The following is a 23,748-nucleotide window of genomic DNA, read 5'->3' as shown; positions in this document are numbered from 1 at the left end:
TTTAGTTGCTGGATTAATGGAAGAATTACTATCATTACAATCACCCAAAGGTTTACTACTTGTACTATAACCTGTGCCTGGACTCGCACATTGCTTCTTTGTCGATACTGCATAACCATCACCGTCTGCATCTAAATACCAAGTCGTATTAGGGTTCAAGGAAGCATTTCCATCATTACAATCCCCTAAAGGCTTAACTGTACGGGTATAACCTGTGCCTGGACTCGTACATTGCTTCTTTGTCGATACCGCATAACCATCACCATCGGCATCTAAATACCAAGTCGTATTAGGGTTCAAGGAAGCATTTCCATCATTACAATCCCCTAAAGGCTTAACTGTACGGGTATAACCTGTGCCTGGACTCGTACATTGAGTTTTAGTTGTCGAGGCAAAACCATCACCATCCGCATCCAAATACCATTTAGTTGCTGGATTAATGGAAGAATTACTATCATTACAATCTCCCAAAGGTTTACTACTTGTACTATAACCTGCGCCTGGACTTGTACACTGCTTCTTTGTCGATACTGCATAACCATCACCATCGGCATCTAAATACCAAGTCGTATTAGGGTTCAAGGAAGCATTTCCATCATTACAATCTCCTAAAGGCTTTGCAGTGTATGTATATCCTGACCCTGGACTCATGCACCGTTTCGTTGTTGATTCTGCAAAACCATCACCATCAATATCTTTATACCAAATGGTAGAAGGGTTAATCTGTGGATTTGAATCATCACAATCACTACTATTATTTACATAGCCAGTAGGTTTCCCACATTGAGTTTTAACAAAAGAAGTTCCTCCATAACCATCACCATCAATATCTCGATACCATTTTGTATTAGGATTTATATTTGCGTCTCCATCATTACAATCACTATAGTTATTTACATATCCACTTGGTTTTGTACATTGAGTTTTAGTTGAGGAGGAAACTCCATATCCATCGCCATCTGCATCTCGATACCATAGTGTACCAGGATTAACACTAGCATTATTATCATTACAATCTCCTGTAGACTTATAATCCTTAGTATAACCTGTTGCAGGACTGTGACACTGAGTCTTTACTGTTGAGGCATATCCATCACCATCTGCATCCAAATACCATTTAGTTGCTGGATTAATACTAACATTATTATCGTTACAATCTCCTAAGGGTAAAACAGTGGTGGTATAATCTGCTCCTGGACTTGCACACTGAGTTTTGGTAATATTAGCGTACCCATCGCCATCATGATCCTGATACCATTTAGTAGCAGGATTGATGGACGCATTACCATCATTACAATCCCCCAAAGGTTTACTAGAAGTAGTATAGCCCGCTCCTGGACTTGTACACTGCTTTTTAGTTGCTATTGCATACCCATCTCCGTCTGCATCCAAATACCAGATTGTATTAGGATTGATACTTGAATTACTATCATTACAATCACTAGCATTTAATACATAACCACTAGGCTGCAAACACTGTTTTTTGGTACTTGAAAATGTGCCGTATCCATCTCCATCAGCATCCCGGTACCATATTGTATTTGGATTAACAGAAGCGTCTCCATCATTACAATCATCCTCATTTGGAGCGTATCCAGGCCATGTTGGCTTTGAAGATTGTATACGAGGATTTCCTGGCGCACCAAACCCATCATTATCATAATCTCTCGTAAGCCACCACCAATCATCGCCTCCTTCATCGGGTGGTGGTAATCTATAAGGGGTTACAATATTATTACTTTTGGAGTTATTTGGTTCTTGCGAATAACCATTTAGTATAAGAAAAAATATAAATAGTAAATATAAATAGGAATTAATTTTCATTGTAAATACTGTTAATTGGTTAGTTAAGTTCTTTGTATTTATAACTATAATCTTCTAACAAATTATCGTTTACATCACGAACCTCTTTTAGCCTATTAAAGTCATCATATATATATCTAATAATAAGCCCCCTTGGATTGGTGATAGTTTTCACTCCTACTAAGGGCTCATAGGTATAGGTAGTAACTTGAGCCTTTGGTAAATTAGAGCGGAGGCTATTAATTGTAGATAAATTAGACTCTGTAAATGCCTTTAATACCTCTTTTGTTGTTGATAATGCCAAGGCTATTTCTGAATAACTAGCATTTTCTATCTTCGCAATAGGATACTGCCCATTATAACCCCAAAAATAACTAACTGTAGTACCGTCTACCTGTTTTACCTCTGTCGGATTACCATAATTATCATATGAAAGATATTCTATTCGTGGATCTAAATCTTCAAACCCTTTGGAAATCTCTACGTCTTTTGGCAACACAATGCCATTACTCCAATCTTTATAATTTGTTCGACGAATAGACTTTGATAATTCTTGACCATCCTTATTCAATAATCTTGTTTCGACTTGCACTGGACTATTAATTTGATGAGAGCCAAACGTTATGCCATCATCTTTCAAACTTTTCATTAATTCTAATGCATTATACTCGTTAACTGTTAAGCTAACATTTCCGATTGAATTTACACCTTTCACATCATCAGGATACCAAATAATCTCCTCCATTTTATTACCGTCATTTCTTGTAGAGACAATTCTTGTTTGTTGTTTATGAAACTCGTTATCATAATAATACTGAGTAACCTTTTCAACTGGATTATCACCATCAATCGAATAATTACGTTCTATGGTTTTATTTAAGTAATACCAATATGAATTAATAAAGTATTCGGTAATATCTAGATTCTCTAACATATCAGGATAGGTAATTACAGACCCAACAGCTTTTTGATAACAAGGGTGGTTAATTATTAGATAATCATTATCATTCCCAGAAGCAATACATTTGGTATCAAAAAATCCAAAATTCCATATATGATGGTGTTCAGCTCGACAAATTCTAATCGAATAACTACTATTAACATCACTTGAAGTACATTCATATGTAATATCACCTACGCATGTTAAATCAAATTTTTTATTTACGGTATAGCCATATACTTTACCTCCAACACGATTATCCTTTTTATATTCATTTTCAATTTCTTTCAAAGGAATTATCGCTGATTGTTGATTTAACTTAAATATAATTTTTCTTTTTAAAAGACTATGATTCCATCCCGTATTTGGCCTAGGGCTTGTTTGTATATAATCACCAATTAAAGGATTCCCATGGACATCTTCATTGATTATAAACTCATTTTCTTCACCCCCATTTTCAAAATTATCTCCTCCATTACTTATTGTAATATATTTATAATACGTTGTTGAATTCCCTGTTGAATTAAATAATGGGCGTATAGAACTAGAGTTTAAAGTAGTGAAGTACTGATCAACATAACTACACGAACCACAATTTATCCGATTTGTAGATTTTGATGTATAATATGCTTCTACTCCTTCCATTCCTGAAGAAATCAATGGAGTCTCCTTAGCTCCATAATAATATCGTTTAATTACAGGTTCATCCTGATTATATGTATAATCTAATGTTCTTTTTATCCTTACACCTCCAGCTAGTATATTTTGGCTAATGGAAGTAGGTAACTCTCCATAATATTTAACTGTAACATCTGATTTCACACATGTAAATCGAGGACTGAGTACTACTGTATAACTATGATCTTTTTGTAAATTCACAAAATAAGTATGATTCTCAGTATCATCAGACACTAATAAACCATTACCTACTATTGAGTAACCCTCTTGATTTTTTTCTAAGATTTCAACAGGGTTCCCAGTTTGATTATCAGTAACCGTAATATATCCTTTCGATTTATTTAAATCTTCTTGACAATCTTGACTATTAAAACCACCATATGCTATAAGAGTTGCCATATGATCAAACTTAACTTCAGGAATTATTCCTTGTTCACTGTAACCTTCTCCTATTTGATCCATATTGGTAGCTAACTGAAGATAAAGTTGGGCTTCTGGAGGATTGGAGGTGATTTCTCCATTATAAGAATTTGACTCATATTCCAATTGAGTATAACCCTTTGTAGGATAATATACCTTTTCAAGCATTCCTTTTACATTAAATGATGAATCTGCTGATTTATCAGCCCCAATATTAAAATAACTCAATTCAGAAGGAATGGATGGATTATTTAAGTTACTTGGGTTTGGAAAATAATTGATGTTACTATTTTTACCATTATAATACCCCCAATGATCTTGGGCTTTAGAAAGTCGTGATACTAATCCTTCTGGATCATTATATACAAATGTGTAAAATTTATTTGGATCTCTTTCTGTTATCTTACTTAAAAAAACTCGTTTATTAGCAGTTAGTAGGTATTCAAAGTTAAAATTTTCAACGGTGCTATTATTTGAGTTTACTAAAGAGATGCTTGAAACCATATCATAAGAGGTAACTTCTGGATGAGAAATACCATATGCTATATCCACTACACCACTAGAAGGCTTGTTTCCTCTTATTTTAACTAATCGCTTACCGCTAACTGTTAAGGTATTGGTTATTACAGGTCCTTTTGTATATCCTGGACCAGTAGCTCCGCTACCAGAACATCCTGCTTGATAAAGTGGAGTTGCTACGGTTATTGTTTCCGACTTACTCAATTCATAATTATACCCATAGCTTTCATAATCAAAATAAATATGAGCGCCTTTTGTATCAATAATCTCAGATAAATACCATGCAGTAGTATAAAAATTAGATTCGGGATGCACCCCGCCTCCAGAAGCTCTATTTCTAGTCAATTCTTGTTCAGAAAAAATATATTGCACTCCCTCAGCCGAAATAATTTTATAACCTGATATATCCTCATTATTATAACTGACTATTCTTAAATCGTTATCCGTTAATTTAATAAGATTATGTTTAGAGTCAAAAATAAAACTACCACTATAACCCATGAAATTATAGGAATATAAATCAACTTCGGTGTCAACTCCATTCTCTCCTGCCATTTTAAAATAGTCCAATGCCATTGGACTGTGAATCCCAGCTTCATGTATTTCTTCTTCCGGAAAAAGCACACCATTATTCATCTCATCCGGCTCATCTCTTACAATACGATTTATCACACCTCCAATATTCAAATTCCATCCTAGTCCAGCAATAGATGTAAGTTGATCTACCTTGATCCCATTTGATGAATAAGATAAGGAAATAGGTAAGGAAATATTTCCCACTTTATAATTTAAAATAGGCACAGAAACATTTGGAGTCCCTGTAAATAGCCCCACAGGAATTTGACCAAATTTACCTAGTTCATACGCTGTTGGCGATGGTGGTGTAATTTGAGGTAAATTCTCAGTTTCCCCAGTTTGTGCAAATATTTGGAAGATATTTAAAAACAAAAGGGCTACAATTAAAACTACCATAAAAGGCGGTTTTAAGGTGATTATTTTTTTTATCATCTTTTATTAAAGTTATTTACTAAGCTTTGTTTTTGTTTTACTAAGAATAGTTAATGAGAAGACAATAATACTCCTCTTACATGAAGTTAATCATGTAAAAAATATTTTAGTCCTACAATAAAATATCCGCTCTGATTCCTATGAATTAATACCAACTTTATTAATTAAAATAAAGCTATTACGGTTTCATGAAGTAGATTAATCTGAATTGTGAAGTATTTTAAAAAAAGTAATATTCTTTTTATTATTGATCAAACAAAATAAATTAAAACTATTTCCATTTAATCTTAACTGCATAATAGGTAGGTTTTATATTAATTAATCATTTGTAGTTTTGAGGTTTTCAAATATAGATAAATTTTCTAAACCTAAAACACAAATTACAAAAAATTTACTCTACATATTTCAATAACTTACCCCAATACACTACTCAACTCAAACATAGGCAGATACATAGCTATTAAAATTACACCTACTACAATACCTACGATCAAAATAATTATTGGTTCCATTATTGTCGATAAAATTTTTGATTGCTGTTCCAATTCTACAGCATATTGTTTATGAAGCCTGTCAAATATATAATCTGTTTGATTGGTTTCTTCTGCTACCCTAACTAAGGAAATGATTTTTTGATCAAAAAAAGAATTATCCATCATACTTACACTAAGACTATTCCCTCTTAATATCCCTTCCTCAACCTTTTGAAGTGCATCTTGTAAAGGATAAAAATCAATCATTTTACCCACTAATTTTATACTATTTAGCATCGGAACTTTAGAATAAGTCAAAAGAGCTATAGCTTGTGTAAATTGAGATAGATACATATTTTTATAAAAGGAATTTACAAATGGTACTCTAAGTAGTAAAGTGTCCCTGTATTTCTTATAGGATTGATTTTTTTGTATCCACCTTCTTGATACTAGTAACAGGAATAAAATCACTAACATGAACCATCCATAATTTCCAATAAAAGAAGAAGCGCTCATAATCATTCTAGTAATCCATGGCAATTCAACATTATTTTGTAAAAAGATATCCTGAAACATAGGCACCACTAAACGCAACATAAAAACGACTACTAAAATGGAGGTTAGTATAATAATAAATGGGTATGTAAGTGCTGAAATCAAGGCTCTTCGCTGTTCATTTTTCTTGGCAAAAAAAACTCCTAATTCAGAGGTAATATCAGGAAGCATTCCCGTTTCTTCTCCTATTTCCAATGAATAATATTCATATTCTGAAAACACCTCATGCTTTTTCACTACCTCAGAAAAAGAGCCCCCAGATATAATATCATTAATCAAACTATCAAAAAAGCGTTTTTGATGTTTATTCTTTTCATTATCGCCAATAATCACCAAAGCATCCTTTAAAGAAATTCCTGCTTTTAATAACACACTAAGTTCTGTATAAAAGTTTTCCTTTCTCTTATTAGAGAATTTCCCTCCAAACAACGTAATCTCTTTCTTTAGTATCCTATTTATATCGGTCTCTTTCTTTTGAGATTTTGGTCGCTCATCAGTTATGTTATCCAGGTTAAAAGCCATTAATTCATATAATTTTGAGCATCATTTTGCTTGTAAATAAAAATATCTTCTTTTTTTTCTTCTGGGTTAATGGTGACTTTAATGGCATTAAACTTACCCAAGTTTATTTCATTATCATCAAGGAAAAATTTGATTTCTCCAACACTAATATCAAAAGTGTCAGTACTTCTAATAAACCAGCCTTGATCAAACTCATATGAAATGGAATCCAGTTCATTTTTAAAAAGTATATGACCATTTTTTAAAATTTCTGATTGATCATATGAATTAAAGTCAATCGTTAGCGCCTGTTCCATTAGGTTAATCTTTGTAGCATTTTCAAAATTATATGAAATTCCTTTCATATGTGATTGTACTAATGATAATATAGAATAAGCTAATCCTATTACAATAACAGTGACAACCATCACTACTATGAGTTCGTTTAAAGTAAATGCCCTTATCTTTTTATTGCTATTCAAGTATTTGCGCTTTAATAAAAGTTTTGTCTGAATGTATCTCTTTAGCAGTAATGATTAGCAAAGAATCTTTTTCTTGTTGTTCTTTAATGATTTCAAGTTCCCAGTTTTCATAGATTTCATAAAAGGGAATTTTCATATTTCCATTTATGACTTTATATTCCAATTCTCTTATCCTGTTTTCAAGGGATCGCGTGCTTCCCTGCACATAGCCTGAAAAAATATTATTTAAAATCAAACTGGAGATCATAAAGATTACAATGATCAGTACCGTAGCCACCATTGTCTCCATCAAAGTCGATCCTTTTAACTTTCTCAATACAGCCATTTCATTACTCTTTTATCATTCCCCTGATAAAGCATTCCAGCATAGTTTTTATGTAGTAGCTCTATATTTATTTTTCCCCCGTAAATATGATTCTGATATACAGCTCCAAATTTATTTACAATAAAATAAGATGTGGTGACACATCCCTTAACTTCACCTAACAGTTCAACTCCTCTAGCACAATATACTTCTCCCTCGACTATCGCCCCTTCTTTTATTTTAATCTGGGAATTAAAAAATTGTTTTTCTTCTCTATTATCATCCCAATACACCACTGCTCCTTGAATTAATGTATGGCCTCCGATAGCAATTGCAGCGTTCGGATAACTCATATTTTTGTTATAAAGTACTAGGGAAGAAGGATACTGAAGGTTCACCTTATCATTAACAATTATTTCTTTAGAGGCAATCGCTTGAAAACTCCCTTGAAATCCTTCTTCTATTTCAATCTCAGGAGCAATAATAATGACATCTTTTATCTTCATAGATTTACCGATATATACTCTTGAGGAAGAATACACTATAATATTACCAACTAGATTTCCTTCTGCTAAGGACAAAGAAGTGTAGCTATATAATAGCTTTGTATTTTTCTTAAATGAAATTTTTAAATCCAGAGGATCATTCATGGAAATCTGCTCCATAGTACTATCAAACTTCCCTTGTAACCATAATTTTATATTTTCTGTAATGGCTGTTAAGATTTCTGGTAGTTGCGAATTACTCTGCCCTATGTTATTTTGGGATGGTAGTATTCCTGTAAATGATTTTCCTCCCATATTCCCAGGACGCACCCCTTCTTTAGGTAGGAGTAACTTTCCATGAAGTTCAGCGTTTTCAACCACTACAAGTGGTCTATTATTTTCACAAAGGTATAATGAATAGCGATTTTCCTCTTTATAATACCCACCGGTCAATGCTACTTTGGTGAATTCTTGATGATGAAAAACACTATGAACGGTAAACAGTTCAAACAAGCCCCAATATTTTCTATAAGCGGTTAAAGAATTACCGATTATTTCTTCGCTATCATCCCCTATACGGAGTGCCACAGAATCCTTAATCGGAATATCATTATGCAACAAATAATTAATCCCATTATTAGCCTGACCTACAGCTGTTAAAACAAAACCACCCCGTTTTTGAAAAAATCGGTGCGAATAGGTAAGTGAGATAAAAGTAAGTAATAGTATTGCAATCACTGCACCAATAAACAACACAAACTGTAAAGCTCCTCCTTTTATTTTTTTGTTTACGATTCTCACAAAGCTACTTTTTCACTATTCGTTGTTTTCCACCTACCAAAATTGTTATTTGATTTTCAGTACCTCTGATCAATTTTACCTTAGCAGCTATATCTCCTATATGCATTAAATAACGAGTACCATTAATTCTTAAAAAATAAATACTTCTCCCTTTAGCTGTATCCGTTTTAACCATACCAGCATAGACTACTTGTATTTCTGACGCTGAATTATCTACTACTTGCCTTTTAACAACTTCAGGCTTCAAGGATCGTTTCTTTTTAATAGTTCCTAAAAAAGGATCGCTATCATGAATATGTAAAGAAAAAACTTTCATGTCTTCTACTTTTCTCTTTCTGAAAGAAACTTCTTGGCTCATTGTATCAGAAATTATATTAGTGGTATTTCCATACACCGAGGAATAGATATTATAACCAACAATCCCCCAGATAACTAGCACCACAGCTAATAAAATATATGTTTTTGTTTTCTGCTTCATTGGATGCTTAAAATCATATTTTTATTGAACTGTTAGCTCATTAAGGTTACTATCATCACTAATATTCCCAGCAATGTCAAATGCTTTTACTTTCCAAAAATAGTTTCCAACTTCCATATCAGTTGTATAATTACTCGCTACACCAATTCCTTTTTTATACAATTCAATTTGATTCTCGTCGCTATAGATATATAAACTATCTATCTCCGTACTTCCTGAGATGCTTTCTCGCTCCCAACTAAAGGTAACGGTTCCTTCACTCTCGATCCCTTCATCAATTGGAGCAATCAATTTTGGAGTGTTTGGCTTACGCAAATCAACTAGTATGGCTCTAGAGCTATAAAGTGTAGCTTCTTCAGCTTCATTTATGGCTCGCACTTGCCATCTAAAGTTTCCTTCTGTCATCGTTAATTCAATACTTGGAGTATCTATGGTTTCATCTGACAAAACAGTACCCGATTCATCAAGAACTTGAATTTGGTATGCAACAGCTCCCTCTATAACATCCCATGAATAAGTGACTGTTGCTACATTGGTACTATAGTTATTCGAAGGATTTTTTAATAATAAGGTATTTCCCTCAAAGCCATCGCTTTTACGTACAGTAAAAGCGCTATAGGTATATGCTGTTTCATAAGCACTATTCACAGCTTTAACCCGCAATTGATAATCATTTGGAAGTAACTCTTGCGTAAAGGATGTATTTTTTATGAGACTGTCTATATACACTTGAGCTGCCTGATTAAAATCTGGACTTGCAACTTGTAATAAATAAGAATCTGCATCTGCTACAGATTCCCATGTAAAATTAACTACATTCCCCTTCACTTCAGTTTGATTTACAGGAGCTATAATTTTTACTTTCTCAAGAGAAATATCAGGCTCTTCTACAATATCTGAACAAGAAGTTAATCCCCCTACTAGTAGTAACCCTATAAGATTTTTTTTAACAATGCTCATATTTAGTTTTTCAATCATAATAATAAAACCTTAGAAATTTAAATAATCCTTTTCAATATTCACCTTAGCTGCTTTCTTTTTCAACCCTTTTGAACATTTCTCACCATCAGACATCATCTTTAATTCAACTTGATGCTTATAATTAGCTCCCCAGCAAAATCCACTCGTTTCAAAAGCAAAAACAATTAAATCATTAAAGTATATTTTTTTACTTGAACCATTGCTTTCCAGCAGCGCTAAATAATAATTCTCCATTTTTCTATCATAGGCTAAAAAAACACTCTCTGCATTATCAAAAAAAGAAAGAACTTCAGGTTTAGCAACTATAGACACTGCTGTAACACTCTCAATTCTTGGCTTATTTTTTAAGTATTCTTCTAGCTTCTCGGTATTTTTAATATTGGCTACATACGCAATTCTATCGGACAATTGTAGGGATATAAACTCCGGTTTTTCTGGTAATGAATCTATATAAGAAATTTGAAAAAAGTTTTCTGGTGATGCTTGTAAATATGCTCCATATCGCTTCTTATCAAACTTTTCTTTATGTAACTCTAAACGAATTTTGTTTTCAAGTGGTGGAATCACCATTGTTTTAAATGTGTAATTCTTTAGCTTTTTACTTAATTCTAACTTACTCTCTAAAAAACCTATAGCACCTAATTGTGGTTGGGAATCACTTATAATTTGATTGTCGTTATTAATAACAACTGTCCTACATGAGGTCATTAACAAAACAATCCCTATAAAATAAAATAAATTTCTCATTTTCTATACTTATAATTCAATACTACTACTTTCCTTAATTTTTATTACTTAGTTCTTTTAAGAGAAAAGTTTCCCTTAAAAATAGTCTCTCGATCCGATGTGACAGTAAACCAATAATCAGATTCTGGTAAATCTCTTCCGTTATATCGTCCATCCCATAACTCATCGGCTTCCAATTTTGTAATTAACTTTCCATATCTATCATAAATTTCAATATATGAACCCTGAAATACCTCTAAATCTTTTATTCCCCAACCATCATTAATTCCATCGCTATTAGGTGTGAAAAATTTATCATATCCCAATACTACCATTTCTTTTTCCACAAGTACACAATCATCTCTACCTTTTATAAACAACTTATACCTTCCAGCTGGAATCGTAAAAATATTGGAATCTTGATACTTATTCCCATCCAAAGAATACTGATACATGGAAGGATTATCTATGTCAATTTCTATCCTATTCAGTGCTGAAAAATGTTCTATATTGTAGGTTACTACTCCTATATCACTCGGATAACTTACAGTAAACTTCTTTTCTAAATTACACTCAACACCATTCTTTGAATCCACAACTTCCAAGCTATAACTACCGATCTTAGAAACTTCAAAGAACCTGTTAGTACTAAGTATAGCTCCGGTTTCATCTCGCCAAAACCACAAATCAAAGGATCCCCCATCCAAACGAATCATTCCATTTCCTTGGCATAAAATATTAGAAGAAGCTACAGGAACTTCAATTTCCTTCTTAATTTCTATATCAAATTTTGTAAGCACAAAACATTCTGGATTTACGATATTTTCTATTCGAACATATATAGTTTCATCTACTCCTTCATTAGCATGAGACATTGATAATGGATTACTCCCCAATTGTGAATCTTTCAACGTTTTGTAGAAAAAAGCTATATAATTCTGAGAATCATGATTTTTAAGAATCTCAGCCTCCTTTTCATAAAGATCTATAACATACATTCCACTTTGATTGTAACAAAGTGTTTCATTTGATGGAGTTTCAATAATAGGTTGATTACTAATTCCAATTAAAAAAATATCAATTATATAACATTGTGAGTTCTCTATATTTTCTAACCGATAAAAAACCTTCTTAAATCCTTCTTTTAAATTATATGGGTTGTTTATTTCATTTAACCCTAAATTTGCTTCATCTTCAGTGTGATAATATTCTACTTTATAATCATCTGCTGACTGTGTCCCCAAAATAGAAGAATCCATGTTTTTTAAGTCAAATTCTAGAGATGAGCGTTCTTCATCTTTACACACTACCCAATCAGAAACTTCATTCCTATTTGGAGTTAGATACACATTTAGATCAACACTTATAATATCAAAACACTTTGAGTAAGGCATGACATCCACTCTTGCATATATCTTCTGTTGACTAGAACTTGAATAAATATGTTCCTCCTTATTCAATGGATCTTGCCGTTGCTGCGCCATAATTTGAGATGCATAATAACTAACCTCATAATTATCTAAATTCTGTTCTTTTAATATTTTCTCATCCAATTCTTCCAATTGTACAGTAACTAAACCGTCATTATCATCATCACAAAACCTTATTTTACCAGGATTGTGTGCAATTGGTTGAGTTATTACCTCTATCATAAAACTATCAATGATATTACACGAAGGATAATCTATAGCACTCAGTTTATAAAAAATTTCTTCTTTGGATAATTTGTTTTGATATTCTAGTGAAGTAAGAGCATTTGTATCCTCAGTTGCATCCGCTAACGATAAATAATAAGACAGTTCATACAATGAACGATCCCCTAAATCATCTAATATTTCCTCATTCTTATCTACAAAGTTGAAATCATATATTCCGTCCATATCATCATCACATACCACCCAATCGGAAATTTCTGATTTTTCTGGAATTCTTGATAGTTTTACTTGGAAACTGGTAACATCAAAACAATCTTTTCCTCCTATAGGCTCTACCCGTGCATAGATAGTTTTACTCGGGGCTTGCTGCAGGTATTGCACATCTATGTTATTGATAGCCAGCTGTGCATCTTTTTCCGTTTCATAATAGGTAACAGAAAAATCTTCCGCTTTCTGATTTTTTAGGATGGTAACATCAATAAGACTGAGATCTATGAGTTCCTCCTGCTTATCCGTACATAACCATATATTATCAGGCTGATGAGCAACAGCTCCATTGTTAATTGTGATTTCTTTAGTTTTAACCTCCTCTTCACCAGTTATAGCGGTTATAGAAACCACAACTGTATAGGTTCCTGGGAACTCATATTCATTCTCGGCATTTACTTCATTAGAAGTATGTCCATCTCCAAAATCCCATTGAACTTTTTTAACTTGATCTTCATTCTGTAAGTTGAAATAGGTGATCTCTCCCAAGCAAAAGTTTTCTACTGAAAAATCAGTATAAAAATAAGATTGTATAAAAGTTGGAAGTCCCATATTTGTTCTTTTCCCTTCCAGATAAAGTCCTTCCCTAATAGCATTGCACCCTATACCTCTAACATTCGGGTTTTCAATAACTCCCAAATAGTCCTGGTAGATCCTAGAAAAATATATTTTCCCATCTGGGGCTAACTGTAAGGCGCCGTAATAATATTTAATAAACTCTGTGTCCTCCATGACCAGCAATTGACTCGCTTGAATATCAGATACCGTTAAATCATACTGATATATAAAAAAGTTCTCAACAGTTAGATACAAAAGTTTTCCGTTTGGTGAGAATTCAAGGCCGTAATAATGAGTATCAGGAATATTGCCTATTGTTTTCGCATTACTTAGCACTCCGGTAGCATTATTAAAGTCCAAGATTTCTGCTCCAACTTGAAAATGACAAATCCCTACTTTTTCACCATCTGGGGAGGCCTTCATATAACCCTGTGCTTTAAATCTAAATGTAGGATCTATACTTCCTAAGTCTATTCCCTCTTGACTTTTAATAGGTGTTTTAACTATACCCGATGCTGTTACCAAATAAGCCAAAAACACATTACTGTTATTTTCATGTGCCAATACCCAAATACTTTTACCATCTGCATGCTTTATGGCTGTTATCTTCTCTGTTACAGGAGTGGTTAATGTTATATTCTTTTCATTGGTTATTGCTCCCATCCCACCATCAAGATCCATGTCAACAACAGAATACTGCAATCCATTCTCCTTACCTGAATAATCAACAGTAAAAATATAGTAGCGATTGCTATCCCCTGGATGTGGAACTATAATTGCGGATTGCGTACTACTCTCATGACCGTTGAGATTCTCCCCGTTTACCATGATTTTATGGTTCCGATTATATGCTGTCAATCCATTCGTATAAAACAGAACCGCTCCTTCAGCATTGGAAATCGTCGCACACCCTTCATATGCATTCATTGCACCATCCGTTAAGACCACAGCCGAACCTGAGTTAAAATCAATTCCGGCTTGATTCCCAAAATACCATACGTTTGATTCCTTTTGAGAAAACCCAAAAAAACCAATCAATAATAAAAAGTAAAATAGTTTTTTCAACATATAATTTAACATCTAAATAACGCCACATCATTTTTTGAGATTACCTAATCTTAATAATGTTGAACAATTACTCTTGCTTCTAAACGCTCTTTTCTTGTCCGTAAATCTTTTTTCTTTTGGAAATGTAAATGCACTATTTCTCCATACCTAGTTTTCTGTTCTAGATTATTTATTAATTTAAGCAACTCATCAAATTTACCCTCAACTGTAAAGACATGTGAGTTAATTTCTAATTGTTCTTTTTTAAACAGATGAGTCTCATTAAAAACTACTAATTTAAAACCTAAGGTATCGGCGTTTGCATTCAGGCTTTTTAATAAGTTATTTTGTAATGAGGTTCCTCCTATCTGGTATTTGTTTAGCAAAGAATCTAAATATCGATTCTGCTTTATTAATAAATACTGCTGTTTAGGCATGTTCTCGAACAAAATATTTTCTGTTTTTAATGCATTATAAGAGTCATACAATGAAAGCGTTTTTGAAAATGCCCATTTATAACTAATGACAAGCATTCCTATAAAAGAAATTAAAAGAATACTATTTTTGGTTTTACTCTTCATCGCTCATATAAATTTTTAAAGAAAAAATTGAAGCATCTTGTTCGGTATAATCATATGCTGTTATATCAATTTTCTCAATCCAATTAAAGTCTTCTAATGCTTCTAACCAAGTTGAAAAAACCTTACTATCTGTCGATACTCCAGATACTATAATTAGCTTTTTTATATACACCAACTCTTTATTCTCCTTTATATCTTTGAGTAAAGGTTGGAAATTCATTTCATTTAAAAGAACTGTTTTCGGCATGCTATATGTAATAGCATCAGTATAAAAAGAAACTTTAGAAGAAGAGGATGATATCACATCTTCTATCATACGCTCCTTCGTATTTACAAGCTCTGTCAATTCAGTTATTCGGGATTTATTTTGAGTATTTACCTGTTGGGCTTGTTTTAAATTTTCCGTTTTAGAATAATAATAGTTAAAGAATAAAAAGTTAATAACAAGTAATAACAGTAGTATTAAAATTCCTATCTTAAAAAAGAGTTTATAGATACGTTGGTGTTGGCTTTCTTCTTTTAATTTGGAATTAACTTCATAAAAGTTACTCTTCTGCGTATTATTGTTTTGGATATAAGTAAGTATATTTCCAAATCCTAATAGCTGTTTACTTGTTAAGGTCATTCCACCTATATCATAACTCTGATTTGGATCCATAGTAATTGTGGATATATGAACTGTCTGATCTTGCCTATCTATCGTGAGCGCTTTATCCCTTATATGAATTACATTTTTTTGAACAAAGGGAAATAAAATACTAATATTTGAAACTCCAATAGAAAATCCTGAAATAGAAAACCCGTTTTCTTTACAAAGATCAAGGTATTTAATCACAAGTGAACGTCTACAAATTGAAATAATATTGCTATTTTCCCATTTAGTAATCTCATAGTAAAAATCTTGAATTTTTAAATTTGGAAACGCTTTATGTAAAATCATTTCATCTCCATCATCATCAGAGGTTACTATTTTAGTAATGACATCATTAGTATTTATGATTAGAAAACTCTTTTTATCTGATATAGCTAGCGATTCAAAATCAGCTATATCCACCTCTTGTGTTGTTTCAAGCTCTAGTCCCTCTCTCCTCTTCTTATACGAAGAAAAATTAAGCACTACATTCTCTTCTATTGAGAATATCTCAAATGAATTAAAGGTATTTCCTTCCTTCAGATATGATAGAAATTGATGCAACATTAGTATATAACTGTAGGTTTGATAAGTATGGTTAATTTCTTTTTTGAGTCTTCTCGCTTTCTCGAACTAAACAACCATTTCACAATTGGTATCCTTGACAATATTGGCACACCACTCCCAGAATCATTTTTAGCTTTTTCCTCAAGACCTCCTAAGATTACCAAATCTTGATCTCGCACTCTGATAATAGAACTAAACTCTCTAGAATTGAGTCCAGGAGGAGCATCTTCTTCTATTCGTTCACTACTAAAACTTGACTGAATCACATTAACATCTAGCGTGATTTGTCCATCTCCTGACACTAAGGGTTTAATACTGATTGCTAATTCAGCATCTATAGGTTGATAATTTCTAATTTCTGAAGATTGTGGTATTTGGGAACCATAATAATTTTGATTTGTAACCACATAATACGTTGTTTCGCCTATGGAAAGGTCTGCCTTATGTCCATTTAATGTTGAGAGTCTAGGAGTGGAACGTATTTTAATATTTCCATTAGATTCCAACGCTTTAATGGATGCATAAAAATTAGGGACTACTTGGCCAAAGTTTATAGATCCAAAACTTCCCCATCCACCAATAACACGATTAATGGTCTCAGCACCGAATCGAATATTTGCGTTTGGAAAAATTTCCCCTTGAGTTTCTACAGGTTCCTCTCCAATCCCTAAACTTATACCTGTCTCAACGGTCGCTGATTTATTCACCTCTAAAATCATTACTTCAATTAAAATTACAGGGACTGGTTTATCTATTTGTTTGATAAAAGCTTTAAACCTATTAATGTTAGATGCAGGACCACTAACCAAAAAACTATTGAGTTCAAAGTCTATTCTAATATCAAGGTCTTCCTTTATTTCATCAGGAAGGATATTAACCAAAGCATCCATTTTACTACTATAATCTTCAAAAGTTTGAGTTGATGTATTAACAGCACGCGTATTATTATAAGATGCATTGGGCGTATTTATATTAGAATTATAATTTCCATTCCCATTGGAGTACCCTCCATATCCACCTCCATAATAATTGGTATTCGAATTTACTGTTCTCCCAGCACTCCGATTAGTTCCAGCCTTGGTAGCAGGATCCCCGAGTAGTTCAACTGAACGGTGCATTAAATGTATTACCTCTACGTGCCTTACACTTAATTGATCCGACTTCCCAAAGAAATAGACATTGCCTTCTTTTTTATAAGTAAAGCTAGCAGCACTAGAGTCGAAGCTTGGATTTAGATTCGCATTATTAGATACCCTTTGATTTGATTGACTATTTATAGTATTTGATCTATTTGAAACATTAGCCTTATCTGAATTCTTGCTCTCAAATGCCTTCTCTAACAATTCATCAAATGTTATCTTATTGGTTCTAAAAGTAATCTTCCCTGCATCCTCCAAAGGAGATGCCATGTATACATTCAATTTTAAATCATAAGCAATCTCATTAATCATATCTGCTATAGATGCATTTTTAAAGTTCACAGATAATTCACCATTTAATGTATCTAAAACTTCATAATAAAAACTAGCTGATTTCATAGTTCTCACACGCCGCTGTGGTAACGGCATCGAGCTCCCACTTCCATCAATAGCAGCGGAAGCTGTATCCTCTAAATAATCTGCGCTGAATAAATAAAAACCTTCTCTAGATTTATTAAGGGTTAAGCCATTAGTTAAAGCTAAATTCTTCATTGCAGCATCCAAAGGCACATTATTTAAATACATTGTTAATGGAATATCCTCCATACCATTAGCAAATAATAGATTATGTCCGGAAACATCCATGATTTTCCTAAAAGTCCTACCTAAGGGGTCTTTTTGCAAATCCAAACTAATCAATTCATTATTAGCATCATAAGATACATTTATCTCTTTTTGAACTTGAGGTATTACTGCTGGATGAAATTGTTTCACATAAAGTATATTTCCTGTAAAATCAATATCTAGACTGTATTGTTTACATAAAAAAACCAAAAGGTCTGAAACCGTCACATCCGAAAAATTATTGATAATACTTATGCTATTTAATTCAGGAGCTACAGATATGTTCACTTGATGTACTTTGGATACTGCTAATAAAAAATTTGATAAGGATACATCATTTACATTTATATCCAGTTTCAAATTTTCTGTAAGTCCCGGCTCATCTACTGCTAATACCTCTAGTTGATTTTTAATATTGGTGATGCGATGTTGATTATCTTGTGCATATAATGCTAAACTTATAACACATAAAAATAAGGTTAGGGTAGTTTTTCTTATCATATTTTCTTATTCACTTAATAAGGAATAGACTTCTTCAATCGAAGTTATCCCTTCTTTAATCAAATTAATAGCGTTATCCTTTAAGGTCTTTATTTTTTTCTCTTCTAAAAAGGAATCAATTTGCAATTCATTACTTTTTACTAAACTTGTCAAATCTCCTGTAACTGGAATAATTTCATAAATTGCCTTTCTTCCCTTATACCCTGTATGGTAACATTCTGAACAACCTTGAGCACTGTAATGAGTAGTAAGCTCCTTGGGTATCTCAAAACCAGAAGGTAGTAAAGAGGGGCTTATAGCGTGTATTTCTTTACAATTAGGACACAACTTCCTAACCAATCTTTGCGCTATGCTAATATTGAGGGTACTAGCAATTAAAAAAGAAGGAACCCCCATATCTATGAGCCTTGAAATAGTACCCCAAGCTGAATTAGTATGGATTGTTGACAATACTAAATGACCTGTTAAAGCAGCTCGAATAGCCATATTTGCTGTCTTCACATCTCTTATTTCTCCAACCATTATAACATCAGGATCCTGTCTTAGAAAAGTTCTTAATGCCGATGAAAAATCAAGCCCTATACTTTCTTTGAGTTGTACTTGATTCACACCTTCTAATGTATATTCTATTGGATCCTCAATGGTCAAAATATTTGTTTGCTTATCATTAAGAACTTTTAAAGTAGCGTATAAAGTAGTAGTCTTACCTGATCCTGTTGGCCCTGAAATCAAAATAATGCCATTAGGCTTCTTAATACTTTCAGTATAAGTTAAAAGTTCCTCTTTGGTAAAACCCAGATCTCTTAAATCAAACTTACTTGCATCTTTACTTAAAATTCTCAGTACAATTTTCTCTCCATACAATGTGGGCAATGTAGATACCCTTATATCAAACTCATCATTTTTTGTAGTTAATGTTATTCTACCATCTTGAGGCAAACGTTTCTCACTAATATCTATATTGGCTCTAATTTTTATTTTATTTATAATTACGGGATATTCAGTGATTGGAATTTTATATTGTTCTCTAAGTTTTCCATCCAATCTGAAACGGATACGACAAGTTTCTTCATAGGGTTCAAAATGTATATCACTACTTCCAATATCTTTTGCATCGATAAGTACACGTTCCAAAAAATCAGAGGTATAAGTAAACATTTGATTCTGTGTCTGATCTCGTTTTCTATAATTACTATTCAAATATTTAACAAACTCATCTTTGTCTATTTTCTCTAAGCTTATGGTATAGCCTAATATTATTTCGAGTTCACTAATAATTGTATTTGAAGTACTTAAAGGTGTAAAAAGTATTAGATGATTCGTTTCCTTTTTTCTTGGCACTATATTGTAATGAAATGCCTGTTCTGAGGAAATCAATTGTAATAAATGAGATTCAATATGGTAGTCTAAATTCTTCATAAATTAAATTAAATAAACAGAAGGAAAAAAAGGTAAATAGGTGGAAAGCAGGATGATTGCAAAGAATAAAGAAAGATATCCTGCCAATGGAATAGTTTCATACTCATAATTTGCTTTTAAAAGTAAATAACAACCTAAAGCAAATAGAATTCCCATTACCAACAATATAATAAAAGTATAGGACGGAAAGCCTAATGCTAGGGACAATAGCATAAAAACATCTCCCAAACCAAAAGTATTATTAATAAATTTTCTCTTCATTTTAAGGTTGCTATAAATAGACAATAGTAATAATATAATTAGTATCAAACAGAGATTAAACATAATTGAATATAAAAGGTATAAGTAGTCCCTTCCAACTGCCTCATAAAAATTAATTCCGAAAAGCAGTGCTATTAACGGAAATAAATACCAACTAACTAATTGATTTTTATAATCTTGAATGAAGACAATTCCTAATAAAATGATTAAAATAGCTTTCAGTAACACCTAATCTTTTACAATTTGTTTTGGACTTCCTGTCTCGTCAATTTCCCAAACATTAAAGACACCATCACCATCAAAATCTGTTATTGCAATAGCTTTAGCTTTAAAACTCCCATTATCTGCACTTATGATTTGATATTCATAATTGGCATTTCCATTATTCTTAACAGATACAGGAGGTTCATAATCCAACTCAGTTATATCCAAACTGTACTTTGAATACATATACCTGTAGGTGGTCTGTGCATTATAAATTGCTTTTAATTGAGTTTGTGCCTCCACACTTTTAGCTTTTGAAATCAAAGGCATTAGATTAGGAAGTGCTATTAAAAGTAGAATTCCAATAATAGCTAAAACAATTAGCATTTCCTGTAGGTTAAAGGAATGAAGTTTCGTTTTTTTGTTTAGGGCTTTCACGAAGTAAATATTTTGCAGGAAAAATAGTAAAATGATTCTATTTATCATTAAATATTCGTCATTAATTTAAGAAAAGATTAAACTTTAACAGTAATAATGCTCAAACTTATTTAAATCGCTAGAATTCTAGTGACTTAAACAAGTTATAAAACCATCCATCAATTGTATTAAAAAATTAAGTATAAAATCTGTTCTCTGTGATTGATTCCGTAATACATGACTATAAAACACAACAGCCTTATAAATAACAAAACTACTCTGTTTAGAACCTGTTTTACTATGCTCAAATTAAACAGGAATAGGTGGGTCAACTTCACAGGAATTTACACTAATGTTGGTACTTCTGGTGCTGTGATTTGAAGATATGAACGTAACGAGATTACGTCATCCGTTGAGATTGCCAACAAAATAGCTAAAGCCCTTGATGTGTCCCTTGACTATTTGGTAGGCAATAATTCCATTATCGTAAAGGACAAAAAAATACTCGAATGTGTGGAAGCTATTGCCAATATGCCTGCAGATGAGCAGCAACAAATCTTTAATGTGATTGATGCCTTATCACGTGATTATAATGCTAAAAAAGTCTATGCATAATCAAAAAAGAGGTCGTCTAAAAAGTAATTTTTAGACGACCTCCTATTATTCATTTATTCTTGCTGATTTGGCACTGGTGGTATCGGTATTTCAAGTAGAGGAACCTTACCTCTTGTTTTACTCATAAAATCATAAGATGTCTTAACCAATTCTTTATTTTTAAAATTAATGCTTTTTCGAACTAATCTCTCTAAACTTTCAGGCGATTCACTTTCGTAATAATTTTTTAAAAATGCAGATATGTTGCGTAGGTTAAAGGATATTAGCGAACTGTCCGAACAGGATAGGGAAGCGATTCTTTATAATATTGACGCCCTGCTTCGTGATGCCAAAACTCGTTTGGCTTATAAATAAAAAACCACCTCGTTAAAGGTGGTCTGTAAATTAATTTTCGTTTTGTAATGGTGGTGGTGGAATATCAGGTGTATTTATTACTGGGAATACTGCTCTGGTTTCCACATTAAAATCATCATTTGATTTTATCATTTCTCTGTTCCTAAGACCAATAAGCTTTTTAACCAAAGAATCCAACTCCTTTGGCGCATCATTTTCATAGTAATAGATACTCTTTTTTACATTATTGCTATTGATTAGCACATTATAAACTTGCATATCTACTCTGTTAGAAGTATACTCGTCTTGAAGTTCATTTAAATTTATTTTTTTTAATAAAAATTTTATATTTTCCTTTTCTTTAGAACTTAATTTATACTCATATAAACCTTCTTTTTTATTAAATTTTACAAACTTAAACAAGACTTTATTGTTATCTATTTTTAAGTCAAGAATAGGGCAAGTTTTATAACAACCAGAAGTTGAAATTTCAATATTAATACTATCATTGGAACAAGAACACAAAAATGTACTAATCAACATAATCATACATAGTATTCCAAACCTGTGTGCGTGTCTTATTTTCATTATATTTTTTATTTGTTTGTAGCATTATAGAAAAACCTTGGTTAGCAAAGAGACCTTTATATTCTCTTCTCTCAAATTGTTTTGTAAATATATGTTGACGATTAACCTTCCTATATCTATCGTTAACAAATTTATTTAAGTTTGAATAATCCATTACGCCGTTATCCAAAAAATCTGTTGCATATTTATCAGCGTGAATAAAACTTTCGTGTGTAACATCCAAAACTCCTTCAAAGCCACTACTATTTGATAAACTTACATTTATACTTAATCTACCATTGTCTTCTTTTGTAAAGCCAGTTTCGGCATCTCTACCATCAGATTTAGATAACGGTTCCGTATTATAAGCTAAGTCGACACCTTCTGAATGATATTTACCATCTGAACCAAAAGTTATATCAGTTCCTTCTATTGACTGACCTTTTGAGGCAAATTGGGACAACCAGTTTTTACCTTCTTTCGTACCAGCAAAATCTTGAATAGCTTGAACTGCATTTGCATTAACGTAATTTCCCTCATCATTTTTTTGAAATAACTGAGCAAGGTTTAAACTGTCTCCAGCTATCTCTCTAAAATAAACAGGATTATTACCACTAAAATGATAAGGTGATAATCTTTCATACTTTTCAGCAAACCTATCGATTTTGTTGAACCTTGCAATTGCGGGGTCGTAGTCTCTCCATTGATAAGCTAAAGTGTTTTTTCCTAACTCTTCTTCGAGTTCCTGACCTTGGAACGTTTTGAAGTTATTTTCAGTACCGTTCACGACATTATTGTACCCCTTGTGTTCAAGTCCAAAAGGATAATAATTACTCTCCTCTACAATTTCATTGGTGGCAATACTTCCATTGTTATCAGCATCTTGGTAAGAAAGTCTAACATTCCCTAAGTGGTCTTTATATTGATAGACATAGTTATAACCAGTTCCTTCTGCATCCACATAGCCTTCTGCATGGTTGAAAAACTGTAAACCTCCATTTTCATAAATGTAATTCCCAGCATAATCCATAGTTGATGTCACAGAACCTCCTTCAAGAACTTTCTTTTGTAATTTCGTTCCTAAAGCGTCGTAAATATAAGAAATATTTCCGCCGCCTATGGTAACACTCGTCGGTAAATTTAAATGGTTATAGAGGATTCCATTTGCAGGGATTCCTTTGTTTAGGTCTGATATCATATTCCCATTG

General features: G+C 32.5%; 18 protein-coding genes. All 18 read right to left on the bottom strand.

Features of this window, described 5'->3' with window-relative positions; genetic code table 11:
- Positions 1–1,824 (bottom strand): MopE-related protein (locus tag AC13CQ_RS00550; RefSeq protein ID WP_482882631.1); only part of this gene is annotated, 1,824 nt, incomplete at its 3' end.
- 19 nt (positions 1,825–1,843) lie between these two features.
- On the bottom strand, positions 1,844–5,332 hold the full coding sequence (locus AC13CQ_RS00545; protein WP_482882630.1) for a hypothetical protein: 3,489 nt from the start codon (positions 5,330–5,332) through the stop codon (positions 1,844–1,846).
- 449 nt (positions 5,333–5,781) lie between these two features.
- The gene (locus tag AC13CQ_RS00540) at positions 5,782–6,918 is read right to left on the bottom strand and encodes a type II secretion system F family protein (RefSeq protein WP_474507294.1); all 1,137 of its coding nucleotides are present in this window, start codon (positions 6,916–6,918) and stop codon (positions 5,782–5,784) included.
- A complete protein-coding gene (locus AC13CQ_RS00535; protein WP_474507293.1) occupies positions 6,918–7,379 on the bottom strand; it encodes a PulJ/GspJ family protein in 462 nt (153 codons plus the stop codon). Before AC13CQ_RS00535 ends, AC13CQ_RS00540 begins: the two co-directional genes overlap by 1 nt.
- Positions 7,372–7,704, bottom strand: a complete 333-nt coding sequence (locus AC13CQ_RS00530; RefSeq protein ID WP_482882629.1) for a hypothetical protein — start codon at positions 7,702–7,704, stop codon at positions 7,372–7,374. The genes AC13CQ_RS00535 and AC13CQ_RS00530 overlap by 8 nt, the downstream gene beginning before the upstream one ends.
- Positions 7,692–8,969 carry a hypothetical protein gene (locus tag AC13CQ_RS00525; protein ID WP_482882628.1) on the bottom strand — a complete coding sequence of 426 codons (1,278 nt, stop codon included), beginning with the start codon at positions 8,967–8,969 and terminating at the stop codon, positions 7,692–7,694. The genes AC13CQ_RS00530 and AC13CQ_RS00525 overlap by 13 nt, the downstream gene beginning before the upstream one ends.
- A gap of 4 nt (positions 8,970–8,973) precedes the next feature.
- The gene (locus tag AC13CQ_RS00520; RefSeq protein WP_482882627.1) at positions 8,974–9,447 is read right to left on the bottom strand and encodes a hypothetical protein; all 474 of its coding nucleotides are present in this window, start codon (positions 9,445–9,447) and stop codon (positions 8,974–8,976) included.
- 21 nt (positions 9,448–9,468) lie between these two features.
- The gene (locus AC13CQ_RS00515) at positions 9,469–10,407 is read right to left on the bottom strand and encodes a hypothetical protein (protein ID WP_482882626.1); all 939 of its coding nucleotides are present in this window, start codon (positions 10,405–10,407) and stop codon (positions 9,469–9,471) included.
- Positions 10,408–10,437: 30 nt separating this feature from the next.
- Complete coding sequence (locus AC13CQ_RS00510) at positions 10,438–11,175, bottom strand: hypothetical protein (protein WP_474507288.1); 738 nt, start codon at positions 11,173–11,175, stop codon at positions 10,438–10,440.
- Positions 11,176–11,219: 44 nt separating this feature from the next.
- Positions 11,220–14,702 carry a T9SS type B sorting domain-containing protein gene (locus AC13CQ_RS00505; protein ID WP_482882625.1) on the bottom strand — a complete coding sequence of 1,161 codons (3,483 nt, stop codon included), beginning with the start codon at positions 14,700–14,702 and terminating at the stop codon, positions 11,220–11,222.
- Between the two features lie 50 nt (positions 14,703–14,752).
- Positions 14,753–15,262, bottom strand: coding sequence for a hypothetical protein (locus AC13CQ_RS00500; protein WP_482882624.1), 510 nt, complete (start codon positions 15,260–15,262; stop codon positions 14,753–14,755).
- Complete coding sequence (locus AC13CQ_RS00495) at positions 15,252–16,460, bottom strand: hypothetical protein (RefSeq protein WP_482882623.1); 1,209 nt, start codon at positions 16,458–16,460, stop codon at positions 15,252–15,254. Before AC13CQ_RS00495 ends, AC13CQ_RS00500 begins: the two co-directional genes overlap by 11 nt.
- On the bottom strand, positions 16,460–18,724 hold the full coding sequence (locus tag AC13CQ_RS00490) for a type II secretion system protein GspD (protein ID WP_482882622.1): 2,265 nt from the start codon (positions 18,722–18,724) through the stop codon (positions 16,460–16,462). Before AC13CQ_RS00490 ends, AC13CQ_RS00495 begins: the two co-directional genes overlap by 1 nt.
- A 6-nt stretch (positions 18,725–18,730) precedes the next feature.
- On the bottom strand, positions 18,731–20,143 hold the full coding sequence (locus tag AC13CQ_RS00485; RefSeq protein WP_482882621.1) for a GspE/PulE family protein: 1,413 nt from the start codon (positions 20,141–20,143) through the stop codon (positions 18,731–18,733).
- Positions 20,144–20,146: 3 nt separating this feature from the next.
- A complete protein-coding gene (locus tag AC13CQ_RS00480; RefSeq protein ID WP_474507282.1) occupies positions 20,147–20,404 on the bottom strand; it encodes a hypothetical protein in 258 nt (85 codons plus the stop codon).
- Between the two features lie 228 nt (positions 20,405–20,632).
- Positions 20,633–21,094 carry a prepilin-type N-terminal cleavage/methylation domain-containing protein gene (locus AC13CQ_RS00475; RefSeq protein ID WP_474507281.1) on the bottom strand — a complete coding sequence of 154 codons (462 nt, stop codon included), beginning with the start codon at positions 21,092–21,094 and terminating at the stop codon, positions 20,633–20,635.
- Between the two features lie 930 nt (positions 21,095–22,024).
- Positions 22,025–22,516 (bottom strand): DUF6438 domain-containing protein, encoded by a 492-nt coding sequence (locus tag AC13CQ_RS00470; RefSeq protein WP_482882620.1) that lies wholly within the window; start codon positions 22,514–22,516, stop codon positions 22,025–22,027.
- Positions 22,506–23,748 (bottom strand): RHS repeat domain-containing protein (locus tag AC13CQ_RS00465; RefSeq protein WP_482882619.1); only part of this gene is annotated, 1,243 nt, incomplete at its 5' end. The genes AC13CQ_RS00465 and AC13CQ_RS00470, both read right to left, overlap by 11 nt.

The organism is Galbibacter sp. L-19 (genome assembly GCF_056857615.1).
This window is presented reverse-complemented; position numbering and strand designations above follow the sequence as displayed.